Source organism: Mesorhizobium shangrilense (genome assembly GCF_040537815.1).
Lineage (GTDB): Bacteria > Pseudomonadota > Alphaproteobacteria > Rhizobiales > Rhizobiaceae > Mesorhizobium > Mesorhizobium shangrilense.
The window spans coordinates 714,700-731,924 of sequence record NZ_JBEWSZ010000001.1 but is presented as its reverse complement, the minus strand read 5'-3'; the positions used below and the strand labels follow the sequence as shown (position 1 = coordinate 731,924).

14 protein-coding genes are annotated in these 17,225 nt (G+C 64.2%); 11 read left to right on the top strand and 3 right to left on the bottom strand.

What is annotated here, in order from left to right; all coding sequences use genetic code 11:
* The 4 genes from ABVQ20_RS03810 (at position 1) to ABVQ20_RS03795 (ending at position 5,631) form a co-directional block, all read left to right on the top strand.
* Positions 1-1,101: a sensor histidine kinase gene (locus ABVQ20_RS03810; RefSeq protein ID WP_354458163.1), complete on the top strand. Its 1,101-nt coding sequence runs from the start codon at positions 1-3 to the stop codon at positions 1,099-1,101.
* 4 nt (positions 1,102-1,105) lie between these two features.
* On the top strand, positions 1,106-1,717 hold the full coding sequence (locus ABVQ20_RS03805; RefSeq protein ID WP_354458162.1) for a response regulator transcription factor: 612 nt from the start codon (positions 1,106-1,108) through the stop codon (positions 1,715-1,717).
* Between the two features lie 810 nt (positions 1,718-2,527).
* Entirely contained in the window at positions 2,528-4,288 is a 1,761-nt protein-coding gene (locus ABVQ20_RS03800; protein WP_354458161.1) for an ABC transporter permease, read from the top strand.
* 23 nt (positions 4,289-4,311) lie between these two features.
* Positions 4,312-5,631, top strand: a complete 1,320-nt coding sequence (locus ABVQ20_RS03795) for an ABC transporter ATP-binding protein (protein ID WP_354458160.1) — start codon at positions 4,312-4,314, stop codon at positions 5,629-5,631.
* A gap of 65 nt (positions 5,632-5,696) precedes the next feature.
* Here ABVQ20_RS03795 and ABVQ20_RS03790 read toward each other — a convergent pair whose 3' ends face one another.
* Positions 5,697-6,176, bottom strand: a complete 480-nt coding sequence (locus tag ABVQ20_RS03790) for an Lrp/AsnC family transcriptional regulator (protein ID WP_354458159.1) — start codon at positions 6,174-6,176, stop codon at positions 5,697-5,699.
* A 101-nt stretch (positions 6,177-6,277) separates the two neighbouring features.
* Here ABVQ20_RS03790 and ABVQ20_RS03785 point away from each other — a divergent pair, with 101 nt between their 5' ends.
* The 5 genes from ABVQ20_RS03785 to ABVQ20_RS03765 all read left to right on the top strand — a co-directional run bounded on the left by ABVQ20_RS03785 (position 6,278) and on the right by ABVQ20_RS03765 (position 12,492).
* Positions 6,278-7,483 (top strand): diaminopropionate ammonia-lyase, encoded by a 1,206-nt coding sequence (locus tag ABVQ20_RS03785; RefSeq protein ID WP_354458158.1) that lies wholly within the window; start codon positions 6,278-6,280, stop codon positions 7,481-7,483.
* The gene (locus ABVQ20_RS03780) at positions 7,480-8,793 is read left to right on the top strand and encodes a Zn-dependent hydrolase (RefSeq protein WP_354458157.1); all 1,314 of its coding nucleotides are present in this window, start codon (positions 7,480-7,482) and stop codon (positions 8,791-8,793) included. The genes ABVQ20_RS03785 and ABVQ20_RS03780 overlap by 4 nt, the downstream gene beginning before the upstream one ends.
* Position 8,794: 1 nt before the next feature.
* The gene (locus tag ABVQ20_RS03775; RefSeq protein ID WP_354458156.1) at positions 8,795-9,970 is read left to right on the top strand and encodes a M24 family metallopeptidase; all 1,176 of its coding nucleotides are present in this window, start codon (positions 8,795-8,797) and stop codon (positions 9,968-9,970) included.
* A gap of 85 nt (positions 9,971-10,055) precedes the next feature.
* Positions 10,056-10,913 (top strand): transporter substrate-binding domain-containing protein, encoded by an 858-nt coding sequence (locus ABVQ20_RS03770; RefSeq protein WP_354458155.1) that lies wholly within the window; start codon positions 10,056-10,058, stop codon positions 10,911-10,913.
* A gap of 67 nt (positions 10,914-10,980) precedes the next feature.
* The gene (locus tag ABVQ20_RS03765) at positions 10,981-12,492 is read left to right on the top strand and encodes an amino acid ABC transporter permease/ATP-binding protein (RefSeq protein WP_354458154.1); all 1,512 of its coding nucleotides are present in this window, start codon (positions 10,981-10,983) and stop codon (positions 12,490-12,492) included.
* 80 nt (positions 12,493-12,572) lie between these two features.
* Here the strand turns inward: ABVQ20_RS03765 and ABVQ20_RS03760 are convergent, their stop codons facing one another.
* Complete coding sequence (locus ABVQ20_RS03760; protein WP_354458153.1) at positions 12,573-12,887, bottom strand: ferritin family protein; 315 nt, start codon at positions 12,885-12,887, stop codon at positions 12,573-12,575.
* Positions 12,888-13,203: 316 nt separating this feature from the next.
* On the opposite strand from ABVQ20_RS03760, the gene ABVQ20_RS03755 reads away from it, so the two are divergent.
* Both ABVQ20_RS03755 and ABVQ20_RS03750 read left to right on the top strand, forming a co-directional pair.
* Positions 13,204-14,694: an esterase-like activity of phytase family protein gene (locus ABVQ20_RS03755; protein ID WP_354458152.1), complete on the top strand. Its 1,491-nt coding sequence runs from the start codon at positions 13,204-13,206 to the stop codon at positions 14,692-14,694.
* A 119-nt stretch (positions 14,695-14,813) separates the two neighbouring features.
* Complete coding sequence (locus ABVQ20_RS03750; protein WP_354458151.1) at positions 14,814-16,286, top strand: MATE family efflux transporter; 1,473 nt, start codon at positions 14,814-14,816, stop codon at positions 16,284-16,286.
* Between the two features lie 103 nt (positions 16,287-16,389).
* On the opposite strand, the gene ABVQ20_RS03745 is transcribed toward ABVQ20_RS03750, so the two are convergent.
* Positions 16,390-16,803, bottom strand: coding sequence for an SH3 domain-containing protein (locus ABVQ20_RS03745; RefSeq protein ID WP_354458150.1), 414 nt, complete (start codon positions 16,801-16,803; stop codon positions 16,390-16,392).
* Positions 16,804-17,225 lie beyond the last annotated feature (422 nt).

Here is a 17,225-nt window from a genome sequence, read left to right as displayed (position 1 = left end):
ATGTCTCCAAGATTACGCTTGCCCGGCCTTGGCAACTCCACGCTGCTGACTGTCTCGCTTGTCCTGCTGGCCGCGGTGATCTTTCTTGCCGACACGGTCACCAATCTGGAGATCGCCGTAGCGGTCTTCTATGTTGCCATAGTCCTGATTTCCGTCCGCTACCTCGACCGAAGCCGGGTGGTGATGGTGGCGTCTGGATGCATGGCGTTGACCTTGCTGAGCTTCTTCCTGACACGGGCCGGGTCCATGTCGGCGGGTGTGGTCAACTGCGCCATCAGCCTGGCGGCGATCGGTGTCACCGCCTACCTCGCACTGCGGACTGCCGCGGCCGAGGCAACGGCGCGCGAAGCGCGGACGCAGCTTGCCCATATCACCCGCGTGACGGTGCTGGGTGAACTGACGGCGTCCATCGCGCATGAACTCAACCAGCCGCTGGCGGCGATCGTCATCAACGGCAATGCCGCCCTGCGCTGGCTGGCAGGCCAGCCCGCCAATCTCGACGAGGCCGGGAAGGCCGCCGAACGCATCGTCAGGGACGCCAACCGCGCCAGCGCGCTGATTGCGCGACTGAGGGCATCGACCAAACGTACGTCAGCGAAATCCATCTGGTCGGACGTCAACCAGATGGTCGAGGACACGCTGACCCTCGTGCAAAGTGAGACCAGCAGGAACCATGTTTCGCTGCGCACGGAGCTCGCGGGCGATCTGCCGCAAGTCGAGGTTGATGCCGTCCAGATCCAGCAGGTCATCCTTAACCTGATCGTCAATGCGCTGGAGGCTGTGAGCGGTTCCGATGCGCAGGCCCGCGACGTGATTGTGGTCACCGGCCTCGGCAGATCCAATGAGGTCGTCGTCACCGTCAGCGATTCAGGGCGTGGCTTGAACGGCGTCCAGATGGACCAGATATTCGATGCCTTCTACACCACCAAGCCGGATGGCCTGGGCATGGGGCTGGCGATCAGCCGCTCCATCGTCGAGAGCCATGGCGGACGGATATGGGCTGAGCCCGGCGTGCCGGGCGGCGCGACGTTCGCCTTCTCGTTGCCTGCAGGCAACAAGGGCAATGTGATGCTATCAAGCACGCGCAAACCAAACCGGTGATGAGATGACCGAGCCCCGACAGATCGTTTTCGTTATCGACGACGACCCTGCCATCCGGGAGGCGCTCGACAGCCTGTTGCGATCGGTTGGCCTGGACGTGCGCTGCTTCGGTTCGGTCAAGGAATTCATCGCCGCGCCGAGGCCCGACATCCCGTCCTGCCTGGTGCTGGATGTCCGCTTGCCGGGCAAGAGCGGCATGGATTTCCACAAGGAGATCGCCCAGTCCGAAGCCGCCCTGCCCGTCATCATGATGACCGGCCATGGCGATATCCCGATGTCCGTGCAGGCGATGAAGACCGGCGCTATCGACTTCCTGGCAAAGCCGTTCCGCGAGCAGGACCTGCTGGATGCCATCGAAGCGGCACTGGAGAAAGACCGCCTGATCCGTAAGCAGACGGCCGAGTTGACAATCCTGCGCGACCGCTTGGCGACGCTCAATGAAGGCGAACGCAATGTCGTGGCCCGGGTGGTGAAGGGACTTTTGAACAAGCAGATCGCCGGCGAGCTCGGTGTCAGCGAAATAACGGTCAAGGTCCGGCGCGCCCAGGCGATGCGAAAGATGCAGGCGAATTCGCTCGCCGAGCTGATCCGGATGGCGGCCCAACTGGGGCTTTAGCACGCCTCCCCGATTCCAGTTTTTCGGGCCGATGCAACAGTAAGATTTGCCGGCGTAACATCCACCGAATCCGGCGTATGCTTAGACTCAGCGGGCATATACTTAAGATTCCGGCGCCCGTATTGACACCGGCGGAATGACGGGCGTAAGGCGGCGAGGCTTCGGCTGATCGAAGCATCAACACAGATCGAACAGGTTATGGACAGCTACTCTAGTCGCTGTCCGGATACGGCCCCAGGCACGGTCCGGACATTGGCCCCGTCAACAACTATCGTCTCCGGCATGTGGCGCCGGTCGAGCCTGGGCAGGGCATAACCGATCTGCCGGCTCGCCTTGCCGTCCGTGCCGGACCGCAAGAGGTGAGCCATGAACACCAACGTCATCCCCTTCCGCGCGCGCCCTGTCACGCGCTCCGCTTCGACTGCTCGGCCGTCCGTTGGAACAACGCGAGGCCTGGCAGGCAAAGCCGGCTTCACCATGCCGCCCACCCGGCTCGTCTGCGTCTGGCGCCGCGGGTCGGTAAGTGGCCGGCTGGAATGCCGCTGGACACAGGAACAGAGGCCTGTTTCCGAAGAGGGCGTCAGTCGTGGAATCGCGTTCCAGCGGCTCGCAGCCTGACGGTTTCGTCGGCGCGGGACGAAGCTCCGCGCCGACGATGGAAGCCCTGCGCCGGCCGCGCCCACCCCCAGGTCGCGGTCTCCCGCACACCCGGCATCATTCCGGAACTCGTTTGCTGGCCTCGCGCCAGCGGCGGCTTCCGACATCACACCAACATACAGATAATCCATTGTCCGGATTTTGGGGCTCATCATGATTTTCCAGCCACACAACAGCTCCTCGCGCAGCGACGCCGCAGCGCTCGCCCGCCGCCGCAGCGCGCCCAATGTCTATGATCTCATCGCATTCGCGATCCTGGCGGCATTGATCGTGCTGCTGGCGCGTGGCGCGGCCGACATGCGCGCGCCCAGCGAACTGCTTTCGACCTCGCCGGTGACGCTCGACATCGCCAATTTGCCGGAATACGCGCTGCGCACCACGCTGCGCATGTTCGCGGCAATCATCGTCTCGCTCATCTTCACCTTCACGGTGGCGACGCTGGCGGCCAAGAGCCGTCGCGCCGAAATGGTCATCATCCCCGCGCTCGACATCCTCCAGTCGGTGCCGGTGCTGGGCTTCCTGACCTTCACGGTGACGTTCTTCCTCGGCCTGTTCCCCGGCAGCCAGCTCGGCGCCGAATGCGCGTCGATCTTCGCGATCTTCACCGCCCAGGCCTGGAACATGGCGTTCTCATTCTACCAGTCGCTGCGCACCGTGCCGCACGATCTCGACGAGGTCAGCCGTGGCTTCGGCCTGTCGGCCTGGCAGCGGTTCTGGCGGCTCGAGGCGCCGTTCGCGGCCCCCGGCCTCATCTGGAACACGATGATGTCGATGTCCGGCGGCTGGTTCTTCGTCGTCGCCTCCGAGGCCATCACCGTCGGCAACACCACCGTGCAGCTGCCCGGCATCGGCTCGTGGCTGGCACTGGCCATCGACAAGCAGGACTTCAAAGCCGTAGCCTGGGCCGTCCTGGCCATGGGTATCCTCATCCTGCTCTATGACCAGCTGCTGTTCCGCCCGGTCGTCGCCTGGGCCGACAAGTTCCGCTTCGAACAGACCGCCAGCCAGGAAAAACCCCGTTCCTGGGTCTACGACATCCTGCGCCGTGCCCATCTGGTCAGGACCTTCACCCTGCCCTTCTCCTGGGTCTGGCGGCAGACCATGATGCTGCGGCTGCGCCGGGGCGCGCGCGCCGCGTCGGAGCCGACGGCCGCCAATCAGCGGATCTCGCGGATCATCGACTATCTATGGCTGGCGCTGGTGATCGTGGTCGCCATCTGGGGCGCGACCCAGGTGCTATTCTACCTGCGCGAGACGCTCGGCTGGAGCGATGTCGTCGAAGCCTTCAGCGGCGGTCTGGTCACGTTGCTGCGGGTGGTCATCCTGATTGCCATCGCAAGTCTGATCTGGGTGCCGATCGGCGTGTGGATCGGGCTGCGGCCGGCGGTTGCCGAGCGCGTCCAGCCGCTGGCGCAGTTTCTCGCCGCGTTCCCGGCCAACGTGCTGTTTCCGTTCGCCGTCGTGGCGATCGTCGCCACCGGGGCCAATCCCACCATCTGGCTGTCACCGCTGATGGTGCTGGGCACGCAGTGGTACATCCTGTTCAACGTGATCGCGGGCGCCAGTGCCTTCCCTTCCGATCTCAAGGAGGCTGCCGGCGTCTTCAAGATACGGTCCTGGTCGTGGTGGAAGAACGTCATGCTGCCGGGCATCTTCCCCTACTACATCACCGGCGCGCTGACCGCCTCGGGCGGTTCGTGGAATGCCTCCATCGTCGCCGAGGTAGCAAGCTGGGGCAACACCAAGCTCGAGGCATTCGGCCTCGGCTCATACATCGCCAAGGCGACCGATGCGGGGGATTTCCCGCGCGTCGTCCTCGGCATCGCCGTCATGTCGCTTCTGGTGACGCTCTTCAACCGCGTCCTGTGGCGCCCCCTCTACGTCTTCGCCGAACGCCGCATGCGGCTCGACTGACCCGACATTTCAGGAGACTGATCATGAACGAAGCCATCATCACCAAGAACCCCTCGCTCGTCGAGGTGCGCGGCGTCTGCCAGACCTACGACAAGGGAAGCGCGGGCAAACTGATCGTCCTCGACAATGTCGGGCTTTCACTGGAATGCGGCGAAATCGTCGGCCTGCTCGGCCGCTCGGGCTCGGGCAAGTCCACACTGCTGCGCTCGATTGCCGGCCTCATCCGCCCCAGCCAGGGTTCGGTCACCTTCGAGGGCAAGGCCGTCACCGGTACGCCGGACGGCATTGCCATGGTGTTCCAGAGCTTTGCGCTGTTTCCCTGGCTGACCGTGCTGGAGAATGTCGAGCTGGGACTTGAGGCGCAAGGGGTCTCGCCGGCCGAACGCCGCAAGCGCGCGCTTTCGGCCATCGACCTGATCGGCCTCGACGGCTTCGAAAGCGCCTATCCCAAGGAGCTTTCGGGCGGCATGCGCCAGCGCGTTGGGCTCGCCCGCGCCCTGGTGGTGCATCCAAAAGTGCTGCTGATGGACGAGCCGTTCTCGGCACTCGACGTGCTGACCGCCGAAACGCTGCGCACCGACCTGCTCGACCTCTGGTCGGAAGGCCGCATGCCGATCGAGGCGATACTGATGGTGACGCACAACATCGAGGAAGCCGTGCTGATGTGCGACCGCGTGCTGATCTTCTCGTCCAATCCCGGTCGCGTCGTCGCCGAACTGCGCATCGAGCTGCCGCAGCCGCGCAACCGGCTGGACCCCGCCTTCCGGGCGCTGGTCGAGGACATCTATTCGCGCATGACGGCCCGGAAGGGTCCCGGCGGCCCTGCCCGCGACGGCGTCTTCCCCGGTACCGGCATCGCCATGATCCTGCCGCGCGTCTCGACCAACCTGCTCGCCGGCCTGATGGAGGCTGTCGCCGCGCCGCCCTACAACGGGCACGCCGACCTGCCGCCGCTCGCCGCCAGCCTGCAGCTCGAGATCGACGATCTGTTCCCGATCGCAGAAACGCTGCAACTGCTGCGCTTCGCGGAGCTCGCGGAAGGCGATATCCAGCTGACGCCAGCCGGCAAGCGCTTCGCCGAAAGCGAGGTCGACGCGCGCAAGCAGCTGTTCGCGCAGCAGCTGGCGACCTATGTGCCGCTCGCCGGCCATATCCGCCGCGTGCTCGACGAACGCGCCGGCCACAAGGCCCCCGCCCGCCGCTTCCGCGACGAGCTTGAGGACCACATGTCCGAGGAATACGCGGACCAGACGGTGCGCGCGGTGATCAGCTGGGCCCGCTACGCCGAATACTTCGCCTATGACGAGGAGAGCGACCTCTTCACGCTCGACAACCCAACATAGGACCACGGCGCGACGCACAACGAATCTGATCCGTCGCAGCGTTTTCGCGGCGGCGGATCAGGCCTCTACCCAACCACCGTTCGCATGCCGGTCTTGACACGGTCCATGACGACGAAGGTGCGAAAACTCTCGACATTGCCGCCCTCGAAGAAAATCTGCCGGGTCAGCGCCGTATATTCCTCCATGTCGCGGACATTGAAGACCAGCATGAAATCCACCTGCCCGGTCACGTAGTAGCACTGCTGGATTTGCGGGCAGGCCCGGAAGCGCTCGCGCATGGCGTCGAGCAGCTCCAGCCGCTCGCTCTCCGAGGTCACCTCCACGATCAGCGTCAGCGGCCGGCCGACGAGATCCTGGTCAACGACACTGATGTCTTTCTCGATCACCCCGGTCTCGCGCAGACGCTGCAGTCGCCTGGCCACCGCCGGCACCGACAATCCGACCTTGTCGGCGATCAGGCGCAACGGGCTGAGATTGTCGTCCTGGACGGCGTCGAGAATCTTGCGGTCGAACTCATCGAGTGAAACAGAGACGGTTTTGCGCATTGAGCTATGCCCTCAAGAAAGATTTGCACCATTGACCCAAAATTAGAGAGCCTTTCCCGGGCACGCCAGCATAATTTTCTCGCGAAATCGAGAGAACGACGATGGCATTGCTGAATAACGAAACAGACCCGCGACGGCCGCCCCTCACCGAGGGCGACCGCGCCATGCTCGGGTCCAGCGCCCCCGCACAGGTGCGGCCCTATCTGTCCCTGTGGCCTGAATTCGCGGTCACGCCGACCCTGCCGATGCCCGATCTTGCCAGCAGGCTTGGCATCGGTTGCCTGTTCGTCAAGGATGAAGGGGCGCGTCTTGGCCTCGGCAGCTTCAAGGCCCTTGGCGGCGCCTATGCGGTGATGCGGCTGGTCCACAGGCACATCGAGCGGCGCCTTGGCCGGAGCGTCGCGGTCGCGGAATTGCTGACGCCGCGTGCCCGGGAGATTGCCGCCGAACTGACGGTCGGCTGCGCCACCGACGGCAACCACGGGCGATCCGTCGCCGCCGGCGCCCGGCTGATGGGCTGCCGTTCCGTCATTTTCATCCATGCCGGCGTCAGCGCCGCGCGCACCGACGCCATCCGTTCTTACGCCGACGAGGTCGTACGCGTCGCCGGCACCTATGACGATTCCGTCGATGAGGCGCTGCGCGTCTGCAACGAGCGCGGATGGCTGGTCGTTTCCGACACCTCCTGGCCGGGCTACGAGGAAACGCCGGGCCTTGTCGCGCAGGGCTATACGATCCTCGCCGAGGAAGCGTTGCAACAGATCGCCGACTATGGCGAGGGCAGCCCGACGCATGTTTTCCTGCAGGCTGGCGTTGGCGGCTTCGCTGCCGCGATCGCCTGTTTCCTGACCGACAGGCTGGGTTCCTCCCGGTCGAAATTCATCATCGTCGAGCCAGATCGGGCCGCATGCCTGCTGGAAAGCTTCCGGCACGGCGAGATCCTGCGTATCGCCCAGGGCGAACCGACGATCATGGCAATGCTGGAATGCTATCAGCCGTCGCTCGTCGCCTGGCGTATTCTGCGCAGCTGCGCGGACCAGTTCCAGAGCATACCGGAAGAAGCCGCGATGGAGGCCATGCGCATGTTGGCACGGCCGCGTGGGGGCGATCCACTTGTCGTTGCCGGCGAGAGCGGTGCGGCCGGCCTTGCCGGCCTGATCGCCGCGACCCGCGATGCCGTCCAGCGCGAGGCCCTTGGGCTCGGCCCGCAAAGCCGCGTGCTCGTCATCAACACCGAAACCGCGACCGATCCCGCCTCATATGAAGCGATCGTCGGCACTCCGGTCGCTGCGGATGCCGTCAAATGACGGGCGCACTCGGCACAAAGTCATCCGCCACGAGCAGCGAAGAGGCGACGCTCATCGATGGTCGACGCCTGTTGCGCAATCTCGAAGCGCTTGGCCAGATCGGCAATTCGGCCGCGGGCGGGCGCACGCGCCTCGCCTACTCGCCGCAGGACGGGCAAGCACGCGAACTTCTCCTGGCATGGATGCGCGAGGCAGGTCTTTCGGTTTGCGTGGACCCCATTGGCAATATCTTCGGCACCCTTCGCGGTTGCGACGACGCCGCCGCGCCAATCATGGTCGGCTCGCATATAGACACAGTCGTCAATGCCGGCCATCTCGACGGCTGTCTTGGCGTGCTGGCGGGGCTGGAGACGCTCCTCTCCCTGGCGGAAGCCGGCATCGTGCCACGTCGCCCGATCGTGGTCGCCGCCTTCGCCAATGAGGAAGGCGCGCGCTTTTCGCCCGATCTGATGGGATCGAGGGTCTTCACCGGGGAACTGGCATTGGCCCAGGCCCTCGCCGCCACCGACGCGGACGGCCAGTCGGTCACGGAAGCGTTGGGCCGGATGCCTGAAAGCAGGCCGTTCGGTACGCCGCCGTCATTGCCTTCGGCCTATGTCGAATTGCATATCGAGCAGGGACCGGTTCTCTGGAGCGAGAACGTCGCGATCGGCATCGTCGAAGGCGTGCAGGGCTGCCGGTGGCTGGAGGTGCAGGTCCATGGCGCCGCGAACCACGCGGGAACGACCCCGATGGCCATGCGCCGCGATGCCGGTGTTGCCGCGGCCAGTCTCGTCGCCGACCTGGCACGCAGATCCCGCGACCAGAAGATTCCCCTGGTCGCCACCGCCGGCACGATGTCGATCGTATCGGGCTCCATCAACAGCGTACCCGAACATGCCGTCTTCACGGTCGATCTGCGCGACCCGGACGAGCGGCTGCTCGACAATGCCGAAAACCAGCTCCGCTTCGCCATCGCCAGGGCGGAAGCCGATCACGGCGTGACGATCGAGATCCGGCGCATGTCGCAATCGAGCCCGGTGCGTTTCGACGATGCGCTTGTCGCGCGAGCCGGCGCGCTCGCCGAACGCGGAGGAATTGCGTACCGCCGGCTTGTCTCGGGTGCGTCCCATGATGCGCAGATGCTCGCCGCCCGCTGCCCGACGCTGATGCTGTTCGCGCCAAGCCGCGACGGGATCAGCCACAGCCCGGCGGAGCATACGGACGACGACGACATCATTGCCGCGGCCAATCTTCTTGCCGGCCTGGTCCGCGATCTGGCCGAAGCCGATCCCGCGGCATCCTCACCACACTTCAAACAAGGACTCTGAAATGGCCCCTCGCCTCACCGCCCCCAAACGTGGCTTCAGTCCCGCCGAATTCGAACGGCGGCTGGCACGCGCGCAGACCATCATGGCGCAGTATCAACTGGACGGGCTGCTGCTGACGACGCCGCACAACATCCGCTATTTCACCGGCTTCGATTCACAGTTCTGGGAAAGCCCGACCCGGCCGTGGTTCCTGGTCGTTCCCGTGACTGGCCTGCCGATTGCCGTCATCCCCGAAATCGGAGCGCCCGAAATGGCGCTGACCTGGATCAAGGACATCCGCACCTGGCCGGCGCCGATGCCGGCCGACGATGGCCTGTCACTGCTGGCCGGGGTGATTTCGGCGCTGCCGCGGCGCCATGGCCGGATCGGCGCCGAACTTGGCCGGGAAATGACCATCCGCATGCCGGTCATCGAATTTCTCGCGCTGCGCGAGCGTCTGCCTGTCGAGGTCACCAACGGCTCGCCCTGCATCTGGGACATCCGCATGGTCAAGACCGAGGCCGAGGTCGCCCATATCCACCATATCTGCCAGATCGCCAGCGACGCCTACGAAGCCCTGCCTGGCAAGGTGCGGATTGGCGACAATGAGCGCGAGGCCTGCCGCAGGCTGCGCATCGACATTGCCGAGCGCGGCGCCGACGCAACGCCCTTCCTGCCGGCGATTTCCGGTCCTGGCGGCGTGCCGCAGATCGTCTGCGGGCCGCATGACCGCACCCTGGTCGAGGGCGACATCCTGTTCCTCGATACGGGCTCGACCTATGACGGCTATTTCTGCGATTTCGACCGCAATTATGCGATCGGAAAGGTCTCGGACGCCGCGCGCCGTGCCCATGAGGCGGTGTGGGACGCAACCGAGGCCGGGATCACGGCTGCCCGCCCCGGCAACACCACCGAGGATGTCTGGCGGACCATGGCGAAAATCGTCCAGGACGCCGGCTCGATCGGCAACAATGTCGGCCGCCTTGGTCATGGCCTTGGGCTGCAGCTTACCGAACCACCGTCTCACATGCCTGGCGACAACACCGTCATTCGCGAGGGCATGGTGCTCACTATCGAACCTGGGATGGAATACGCGCCTGGCAAGATGATCGTCCACGAGGAAAACGTGGTCATCACCGTTGAAGGGGCAAGGCTTTTGACCAAAAGGGCACCGCGAGAGTTGCCGGTCATTTCCTGACACCGAAGGTGAGCAACGGGTCCGCGCGGCAATGGATCGCGCGGTCAGCCGCTCACCCTATTCAAACAAGAAAGGGGAATTTGAAATGAAAAAGTCTCTGGCAAATGGGATCGGCCGTTTCGTGCGGCGCCTGGCCGCGGCAACATTCGTCGCGGCACTGATGGCGATCACCCCGGCCGCGCACGCGGCCGAACCGCAGACGATCGAAGCCGGCACGCTGGTTATCGGCTCGGACCTGGTCTATCCGCCCTACGACTACATGGAGAACGGCGAGGCAAAGGGTTTTGACGCCGATCTCATGGCGCTCATCGCCCCGCAACTCGGCCTGAAGCTGCGCTTCGAGGATACCCGCTTTGCAAGCCTCATCTCCGGGCTTCGCGCGAAGCGTTTCGACCTGATCGCTTCGGCCCTCTACATCACGCCAGAACGCGCCGAGGTCATCGACTATGTACCCTATGCCACCACCGGGGGATCGCTGGTCGTTCGCAAGGACGATGCCTTCTCGCCCAAGGCTCCGGCGGACCTCTGCGGCAAGCGCGTCGGCACGCTGAAAGGCGCCGCCTGGGTTCCCGGGTTGAAGAAAGTATCCGACGCGACCTGTGCCGCGAACCCGATGACCATTCAGGAATTCGCCACCTCGGCCGAGGCCGCCCAGGCGCTCCTTGCGCTCGGCGTCGATGTCGAATTCGACGATGCCGGCGTCGCCAAGGCGACAGTGGACGCCTCCGGTGGCCGCCTGCGCATCACCTCCGACGAAATCCTGTTTCCGGTGGTGATGGGCCTCGGCATTGCCAAGGGTAACGATGCCCTGGTCGCGGCTCTCAAGCAGGCATTCGAAAAGGTCAAGGAAGACGGCCAATTGGCGCCGCTGCTGACGAAATACAATCTCGCCGAACCGTCGCAGGAGGCCATCAAGGCGGCATTCACGGCCAAGTCCGAGTAATCGCAAGGGCCGTCGCCAGTTGCGGCGGCCCTCCACCCTTGCTGCGATACAAGAGAGGCGGATACGCATGCAGTTCGATTGGTCCTACACGCTTGGCCTGTTCTGGAGCCGCGACTTCTGGTCCGCTTCGCTGACGGTTGTCGAACTCAGCCTTCTAAGCTGGCTGATCGCCATCGTGCTTGGCTTCGGCCTGGCGCTGTGCATGCGCTCCAGCAACATGGTGGTGGCGCGCGCCGCCGGCCTCTACATCTGGTTGTTCCGAAGCGTGCCGCTGCTGGTGTTGCTGATCTTCACCTACAACATGCCGCAGATGTTCCCCTCGACCAGCGCGTTCCTGTCAAAGCCGTTTTTCGCCGGATTGATCGCCATGGTCCTGAGCGAAACCGCCTATATCGCCGAAATCCATCGCGGCGGGCTGATGGCGGTGCAAAGAGGCCAGGCGGAAGCCGGCAAGGCACTGGGGATCGGAGCCTTCGGCATCCAGCGCCTCATCATCATCCCGCAGGCGCTGCGCGTCGCTCTTCCGGCGCTCGCCAATGAATACATATCGATCGTCAAGCTGACCTCGCTCGTCTCGGTGATCTCGCTGTCGGAAATCCTGCTGGTAGGGCAGCGCATGTACACCCAGAACTTCAAGGTGCTGGAGACGATGCTTGGCGTGACGTTCTACTACGTCTTCATCGTGACCATCTTCACCGTGCTTCTTCGCCAGCTGGAGCGCTATCTCGATGTCACCCGACATGTCGGCGAGATGTCCGCGGTCACCGGCGACATGCTCGATCTCAAGCGTTGGCTTCCTGCCGCCGACAGTCGCAGGGACATGCCGGTCATCGAATTGAAGAACGGCAGGAAATCCTTTGGCATGGTCGATGTCCTCAAGGATATCAACTTGTGCATCGACACCGGCCAGGTCGTATCGGTCATCGGCCCCTCCGGTTCAGGGAAATCCACCCTGATCCGCAGCCTGAACGGCCTTGAACCTCTCGATCACGGCGAGGTCCTGCTCCAGGGGGCGCGCTTCCTGCAGGGAAGACGCGATACCCACCGTTCGCAGGAGCGGACAAGCCGCAAACGCATCCTCGACATCGGCATGGTCTTTCAGAGCTTCAACCTGTTTCCGCACAAGAGCGTGTTGGGCAATGTCATGCTCGCGCCGCGCTACCATGGGCTCGGCAGCGACGCCGAGATCCGCCAGCTGGCGCTGGCCATGCTGCGCAAGGTCGGAATGGCCGCGCATGCGAACAAATATCCGCATCAATTGTCCGGCGGCCAGCAGCAGCGTGTTGCCATCGCCCGCGCGCTGGCCATGCGGCCATCGATCATCCTGTTCGACGAACCGACTTCGGCCCTCGACCCCGAAACCGTCGGCGAAGTGCTGCGCGTCATCCGTCAGCTCGCCGCCGAGGGCACGACGATGGTGATCGTCACCCACGAGATGCAATTCGCCCTCGACGTCTCCAGCCGCATCCTGTTCATGGAAAATGGCCGCGTCGAATTCGACGGGCCGCCCGATGCCTTGCGGCAGACCTCGACTCGCGATCGCAGGGTCAGGGATTTCATGTTCGGGGTCGACGCCTAGAACAGGAAAATGTGAAACGGTTCCGGGGCCGGTGAAAAGGGCGAAGTCGACAGGGCCTTTGCGCAACCAGCAACAGCCAGTCAGTCCACCTTCTTCTCGCCGGCCTCGCCACGTTTGACGATGTCGCCGGTGGTGAACAGGATTTCCTTGAGCTCGGCCCGCCAGTCCTTCTTCTGACGCAGCAGGAATTCGAGGTCCATGCCGAAGTGCTTGAACTCCTCGGCCTGCGCGTTCTTCATGATGGCGCGCGCCTGGGCGTCCTTTTCCACCGAGATGCGCTGCTCATACCAGCCGATCGCCTCCGCCTCTTCGATCAGCGAAGTGATCATGCGGGCAAAGGTCCGCACCTTCTGCGACAGTTCCTCCGGCGGCTCGTGATATTGATCGAAGCCCATCTGGTCCTCCCTCTCGCATGACGACGGCCACCTTCCCCGTCCAGGACGGCCAGTGGCCAGGCTCCAACGAACAGGAATGGGGATGGTTCCGGTTCCAGGTCATCCGCGCCTTCACCCGGCATTGTGGCCCCGCGCGGCGCCTCTTGAAGGGAGAGCGGCAAGAACCACAACCTTGTCACGCAGCTATCATGTTCACACCCTAGATCGCTTTGCGGAAGGGCATTGGCCCCTCCGAGGCGGGAGCCCCCACCCGCTCAAGGCAACAGCTCAATTTCGTCGAACCAACGGCACGTTTGTCATCAAAGGGATATTGTCCATGAAGCACCTGCGTTCATTCTCACTGCGATTGCTCGCCGCCACGCTGGCCGCGTCAGCCATTTCGCTGCCCGCGATAGCAGCCGACACCACCGTCACCATCGGCAGCAGCAGTTTCGTCAACAAGGGGTTGGTTGGCGCCGGCCGCATACCGGCCAGCCAGCGCGACAAGTTCGGCGAGACCTTCGGTTCCGGCTCCGGCATGGCTGTGGACACCGCCGGCTGGACGCGCGACGCGGACGGCTACAAGGGTTCGCTCTGGCTGCTGCCGGATCGCGGCTACAATGTCGCCGGCACCACCGATTATCGCCCACGCCTCAACACGATCGCCATCGAATTCGCTCCGGTAGCACCGGGCGCCGCGCCAGTTGCCGGCAAGGAACAGTCGGGCGTCGCCGCCAAGCTCGCCGACACTATGCTGCTCACCGATGACAAGGGCGCTGATGCCACCGGCCTCGATCCGCTCAACGGCGTGCGTGCCGCCGCCGGCGACATACCGATGCTGCCGCAGGCCGACAATGGCAAGCTCTCGCTCGACAACGAGGCGATCGTGCGGCTGCCCGACGGCTCGATGTTCATCTCGGATGAATACGGCCCCAACATCTACCGTTTCTCCGCCGACGGCCATCTTCTGTCAGCGACCCAACCACCGGCTGCCCTGGTGCCGATGCGCAAGGGCGTGCCCAACTTTGCCTCGAACAACCCCGGGCCAGGTGCTGCCGAACCCGATCCGAAGGATCCCGATACCGGCCGCCAGAACAACCAGGGCCTCGAAGGCATGGCGATGACGCCGGACGGCAAGTTCCTGATCGCGGTGCTGCAGTCGGCCACCAGGCAGGATGGCGGCGATTCGCCGGCCACCCGCCGGAACACGCGCGCACTGGTCTATGACGCTTCCAACCTCGACCATCTGAAGCTGGCGCATGAATATGTCGTGCCGCTGCCGGTATTCACCGATGCCAAGGGCAAGACCAAGGTCGCCGCACAGAGCGAGATCGTCGCGCTGTCCGACCAGACCTTCCTGATGATCGCGCGCGACAGCGGCAACGGCCAGGGGCTCAAGGGCGACACCTCGCTCTACCGCCAGATCAACGTTGTCGACCTCTCCAACGCCACCGACATCGCCGGCACCGACTTCGACAAGGACAAGCCGGTTGCCCCCAAGGGCGTCGTCGACGCGTCGGTGACACCGGCCAAGCTGACGCCGTTCATCGACGTCAACGACAATGCCGAGCTTGGCCGCTTCGGCTTGCACAATGGCGCGCCGAACGACCACAACAATCTTTCGGAGAAGTGGGAGGCGATGTCGCTCGCCAACGTGCTCGACCCAAAACTGCCGGATGACTATTTCCTGTTCGTCGCCAATGACAACGACTTCCTGACGCAGGATGGCTTCCAGGTCGGCGCTCCCTACAAGGCCGACGACGGCGCCGATGTCGACACCATGTTCCTGGTCTATCAGGTCACGCTTCCCGGCCTGAACAAGAAGTAATCGAACTGGCACGACCGAATAGCCCGCCTTTCGGTCACGGTTCCATTCCACAAGGGTGCATCTCCATCCGGCCTGCGATACCATCGCAGGCCGGACTCACATTTGCCGAGATGCCCGCCATGGACGACAAGATGCCCACGCGCCGGCGCACCGCCGACCTGACCAGTGGCCCGATCCCGCGCACGCTGCTGATGTTTGCCTTGCCGGTCCTCGGCTCCAACGTGCTGCAATCGCTCAACGGTTCGATCAACGCCGTCTGGGTCGGACGCTTCCTCGGCGAATCCGCGCTGACCGCCACGTCGAATGCCAATCTCGTGCTGTTCCTCATCCTCGGCACGGTGTTCGGCATCGGCATGGCGGCGACCATCCTGGTGGCGCAGTCGGTGGGCGCGCGCGACCTCCCCGAGGCCCGCCGCATCGTCGGCACCAGCGCCACCTTCTTCTTCCTCGTCTCGGTGGTGTTCGCGGTCTGCGGCTGGATCTGGGTCGACGCCATCCTCAAGACGCTTGGCACGCCGCCCGATGCCTTGCCGCTGGCCCGGTCCTATCTGCGCATCATCTTCGTCGCCGTGCCGATGATGAACCTCCTGTCCTTCGTCATGACGGTGCTGCGCGGCGCCGGCGATTCACGTACGCCCTTCTTCTTCATGGCGCTCGCCGTCGTGCTCGACATCGTGCTCAATCCGCTGCTCATCCGCGGCATCGGCCCGTTCCCCGAGCTCGGCATCGCCGGATCGGCGACCTCGACGCTGATCGGCCAGACGGTGAGCGTTATAGCCATCCTGATCGTGCTGTATGCACGCAAGCATCCGTTGCGGCTGGCCGGCGCCAACCTGGCCCTGCTGAAGCCGGACCCGACCCTGCTGCGCATCGTCGTCTTCAAGGGCGTGCCGATGGGCCTGCAGATGATCGTCATCTCGGCTGCCGCCCTGACCGTGATGGGCATCGTCAATTCCTACGGCTCGCAGGTCGCGGCCGCCTACGGCATCGCCGCGCAGCTCTGGACCTATATCCAGATGCCGGCGCTCGCCATCGGTGCCGCGGTCTCCTCGATGGCGGCGCAGAATGTCGGCGCCGGACGCTGGGACCGTATCGGCCGCATCGCCGCCTCCGGCGTCGGCTTCAACCTGGTTTTGACCGGCGCTCTGGTAGCCCTGCTCTGGTTTTTCGACCGTTCGGTGCTCAGCCTGTTCCTGAAAAGCGACAGCGCGGCGATCGATATCGCCGCCCATATCAACAATGTCGCGTCCTGGTCGTTCATCCTGTTTGGCATCACCATCGTGCTGTTCGCCACCGTGCGCGCCACCGGTGCCGTGATGCCGCCACTGATCATCCTGGTGATCTCGGTGCTCGTCGTGCGCACCGGCTTTGCGTATTTCATGCGCAGCTATATCGGCGAGGAAGCGCTGTGGTGGAGTTTTCCGGCCGGTTCGATCAGCTCGCTCATACTGGCCGCCGCCTATTATCGCTTCGGCCGCTGGCGTACCATGCACATGATCGAGGACAGGCCGGCCGCCGGCGAGCCGCCGGACACCGGCCTCGGTGTGCCGCGCGGACGCGCGCATCTGTCGCCAGAAACGCCGAACGGCTGAAAGACCTCAGCTTCCCGGGTGTCGGTCATGGAAGGGGCCGCAGGCGATTGCGGCCCCTTTCTTCATGCGATCCGGCATGGCGCCGAAACCGACGCAATGGCTGCTATTTGCACGAAAAGCCCGGCGCGATCTTGCACTTGCCGGGACGCGGCTTGTGCGGCGGGCGGTGATACGGGGGCCGATGGTGCGGTGGACGATGCTGCCAATGCGGCGGCCGGTGGTGCGGCGGGCGCACGATGACGACCGGCGGATGCACGACATTGACGCGCTGCAGGTAGCCGGAACTGACCCAGCCGCGCACACCGCCATGATGGATGTTGCACCAGCCTGGCTGGCAGCCGAGCACATTGACACGAGCGCCCGCTGGCAAGGTCGCGATCTTATGGTAGCCAGCTCCCGGCCCCGAGCGCACATTGAGGTTTGTCGTGGCGTGGGCGCCGTAGGCGAAGGCAGCGGCGGACGTTCCGAAAATGGCGGCCAGAATGGTCGCGATACAAAGCAGCAGTCGAAATCTCATCAGTCCCTCCATTCCAGCCGGCAAAATGCCGGCTGTTTCAGCGCTTGCATTACGGCTGACGCCGATGGCAACGCAGCAAGCGCGGGCCGTTGCTTGGCCTCGATCCGAGCCACCTGCAGGAAGGAAGCAGGTGCGCGGAAAGAAAGTCAAGAAATGACAGGTACGGGCAACCCGGCCACGGGCCTTGCACTTTGATTTCCCGCATTATAGTTGAGGAATTGCTTGAAGCGCGGCTCACAGCCGGTGGAGATCCGACAACCGTTTACTTTCTTTCGACGAGAGCCGGTTTCATCGCCGGGATGGATGCTTCATTCAAGTAACGTCTTTTCGCGAAGGCGGGCTGAGGCCGCCGCCGCTGGCTGATTGTGCTCGCTTTGACGCGAATTATCCGCCAGAATTTCTCCTCTGTTTGCGCGCGACGC

Coding starts and splice junctions, on each gene's coding strand:
- ABVQ20_RS03785 (WP_354458158.1), top strand. CDS start 6,278: ATGGCATTGCTGAATAACGAAACAGACCCGCGACGGCCGCCCCTCACC.
- ABVQ20_RS03745 (WP_354458150.1), bottom strand. CDS start 16,803: ATGAGATTTCGACTGCTGCTTTGTATCGCGACCATTCTGGCCGCCATT.
- ABVQ20_RS03800 (WP_354458161.1), top strand. CDS start 2,528: ATGATTTTCCAGCCACACAACAGCTCCTCGCGCAGCGACGCCGCAGCG.
- ABVQ20_RS03750 (WP_354458151.1), top strand. CDS start 14,814: ATGGACGACAAGATGCCCACGCGCCGGCGCACCGCCGACCTGACCAGT.
- ABVQ20_RS03810 (WP_354458163.1), top strand. CDS start 1: ATGTCTCCAAGATTACGCTTGCCCGGCCTTGGCAACTCCACGCTGCTG.
- ABVQ20_RS03805 (WP_354458162.1), top strand. CDS start 1,106: ATGACCGAGCCCCGACAGATCGTTTTCGTTATCGACGACGACCCTGCC.
- ABVQ20_RS03795 (WP_354458160.1), top strand. CDS start 4,312: ATGAACGAAGCCATCATCACCAAGAACCCCTCGCTCGTCGAGGTGCGC.
- ABVQ20_RS03765 (WP_354458154.1), top strand. CDS start 10,981: ATGCAGTTCGATTGGTCCTACACGCTTGGCCTGTTCTGGAGCCGCGAC.
- ABVQ20_RS03790 (WP_354458159.1), bottom strand. CDS start 6,176: ATGCGCAAAACCGTCTCTGTTTCACTCGATGAGTTCGACCGCAAGATT.
- ABVQ20_RS03770 (WP_354458155.1), top strand. CDS start 10,056: ATGAAAAAGTCTCTGGCAAATGGGATCGGCCGTTTCGTGCGGCGCCTG.
- ABVQ20_RS03755 (WP_354458152.1), top strand. CDS start 13,204: ATGAAGCACCTGCGTTCATTCTCACTGCGATTGCTCGCCGCCACGCTG.
- ABVQ20_RS03775 (WP_354458156.1), top strand. CDS start 8,795: ATGGCCCCTCGCCTCACCGCCCCCAAACGTGGCTTCAGTCCCGCCGAA.
- ABVQ20_RS03760 (WP_354458153.1), bottom strand. CDS start 12,887: ATGGGCTTCGATCAATATCACGAGCCGCCGGAGGAACTGTCGCAGAAG.
- ABVQ20_RS03780 (WP_354458157.1), top strand. CDS start 7,480: ATGACGGGCGCACTCGGCACAAAGTCATCCGCCACGAGCAGCGAAGAG.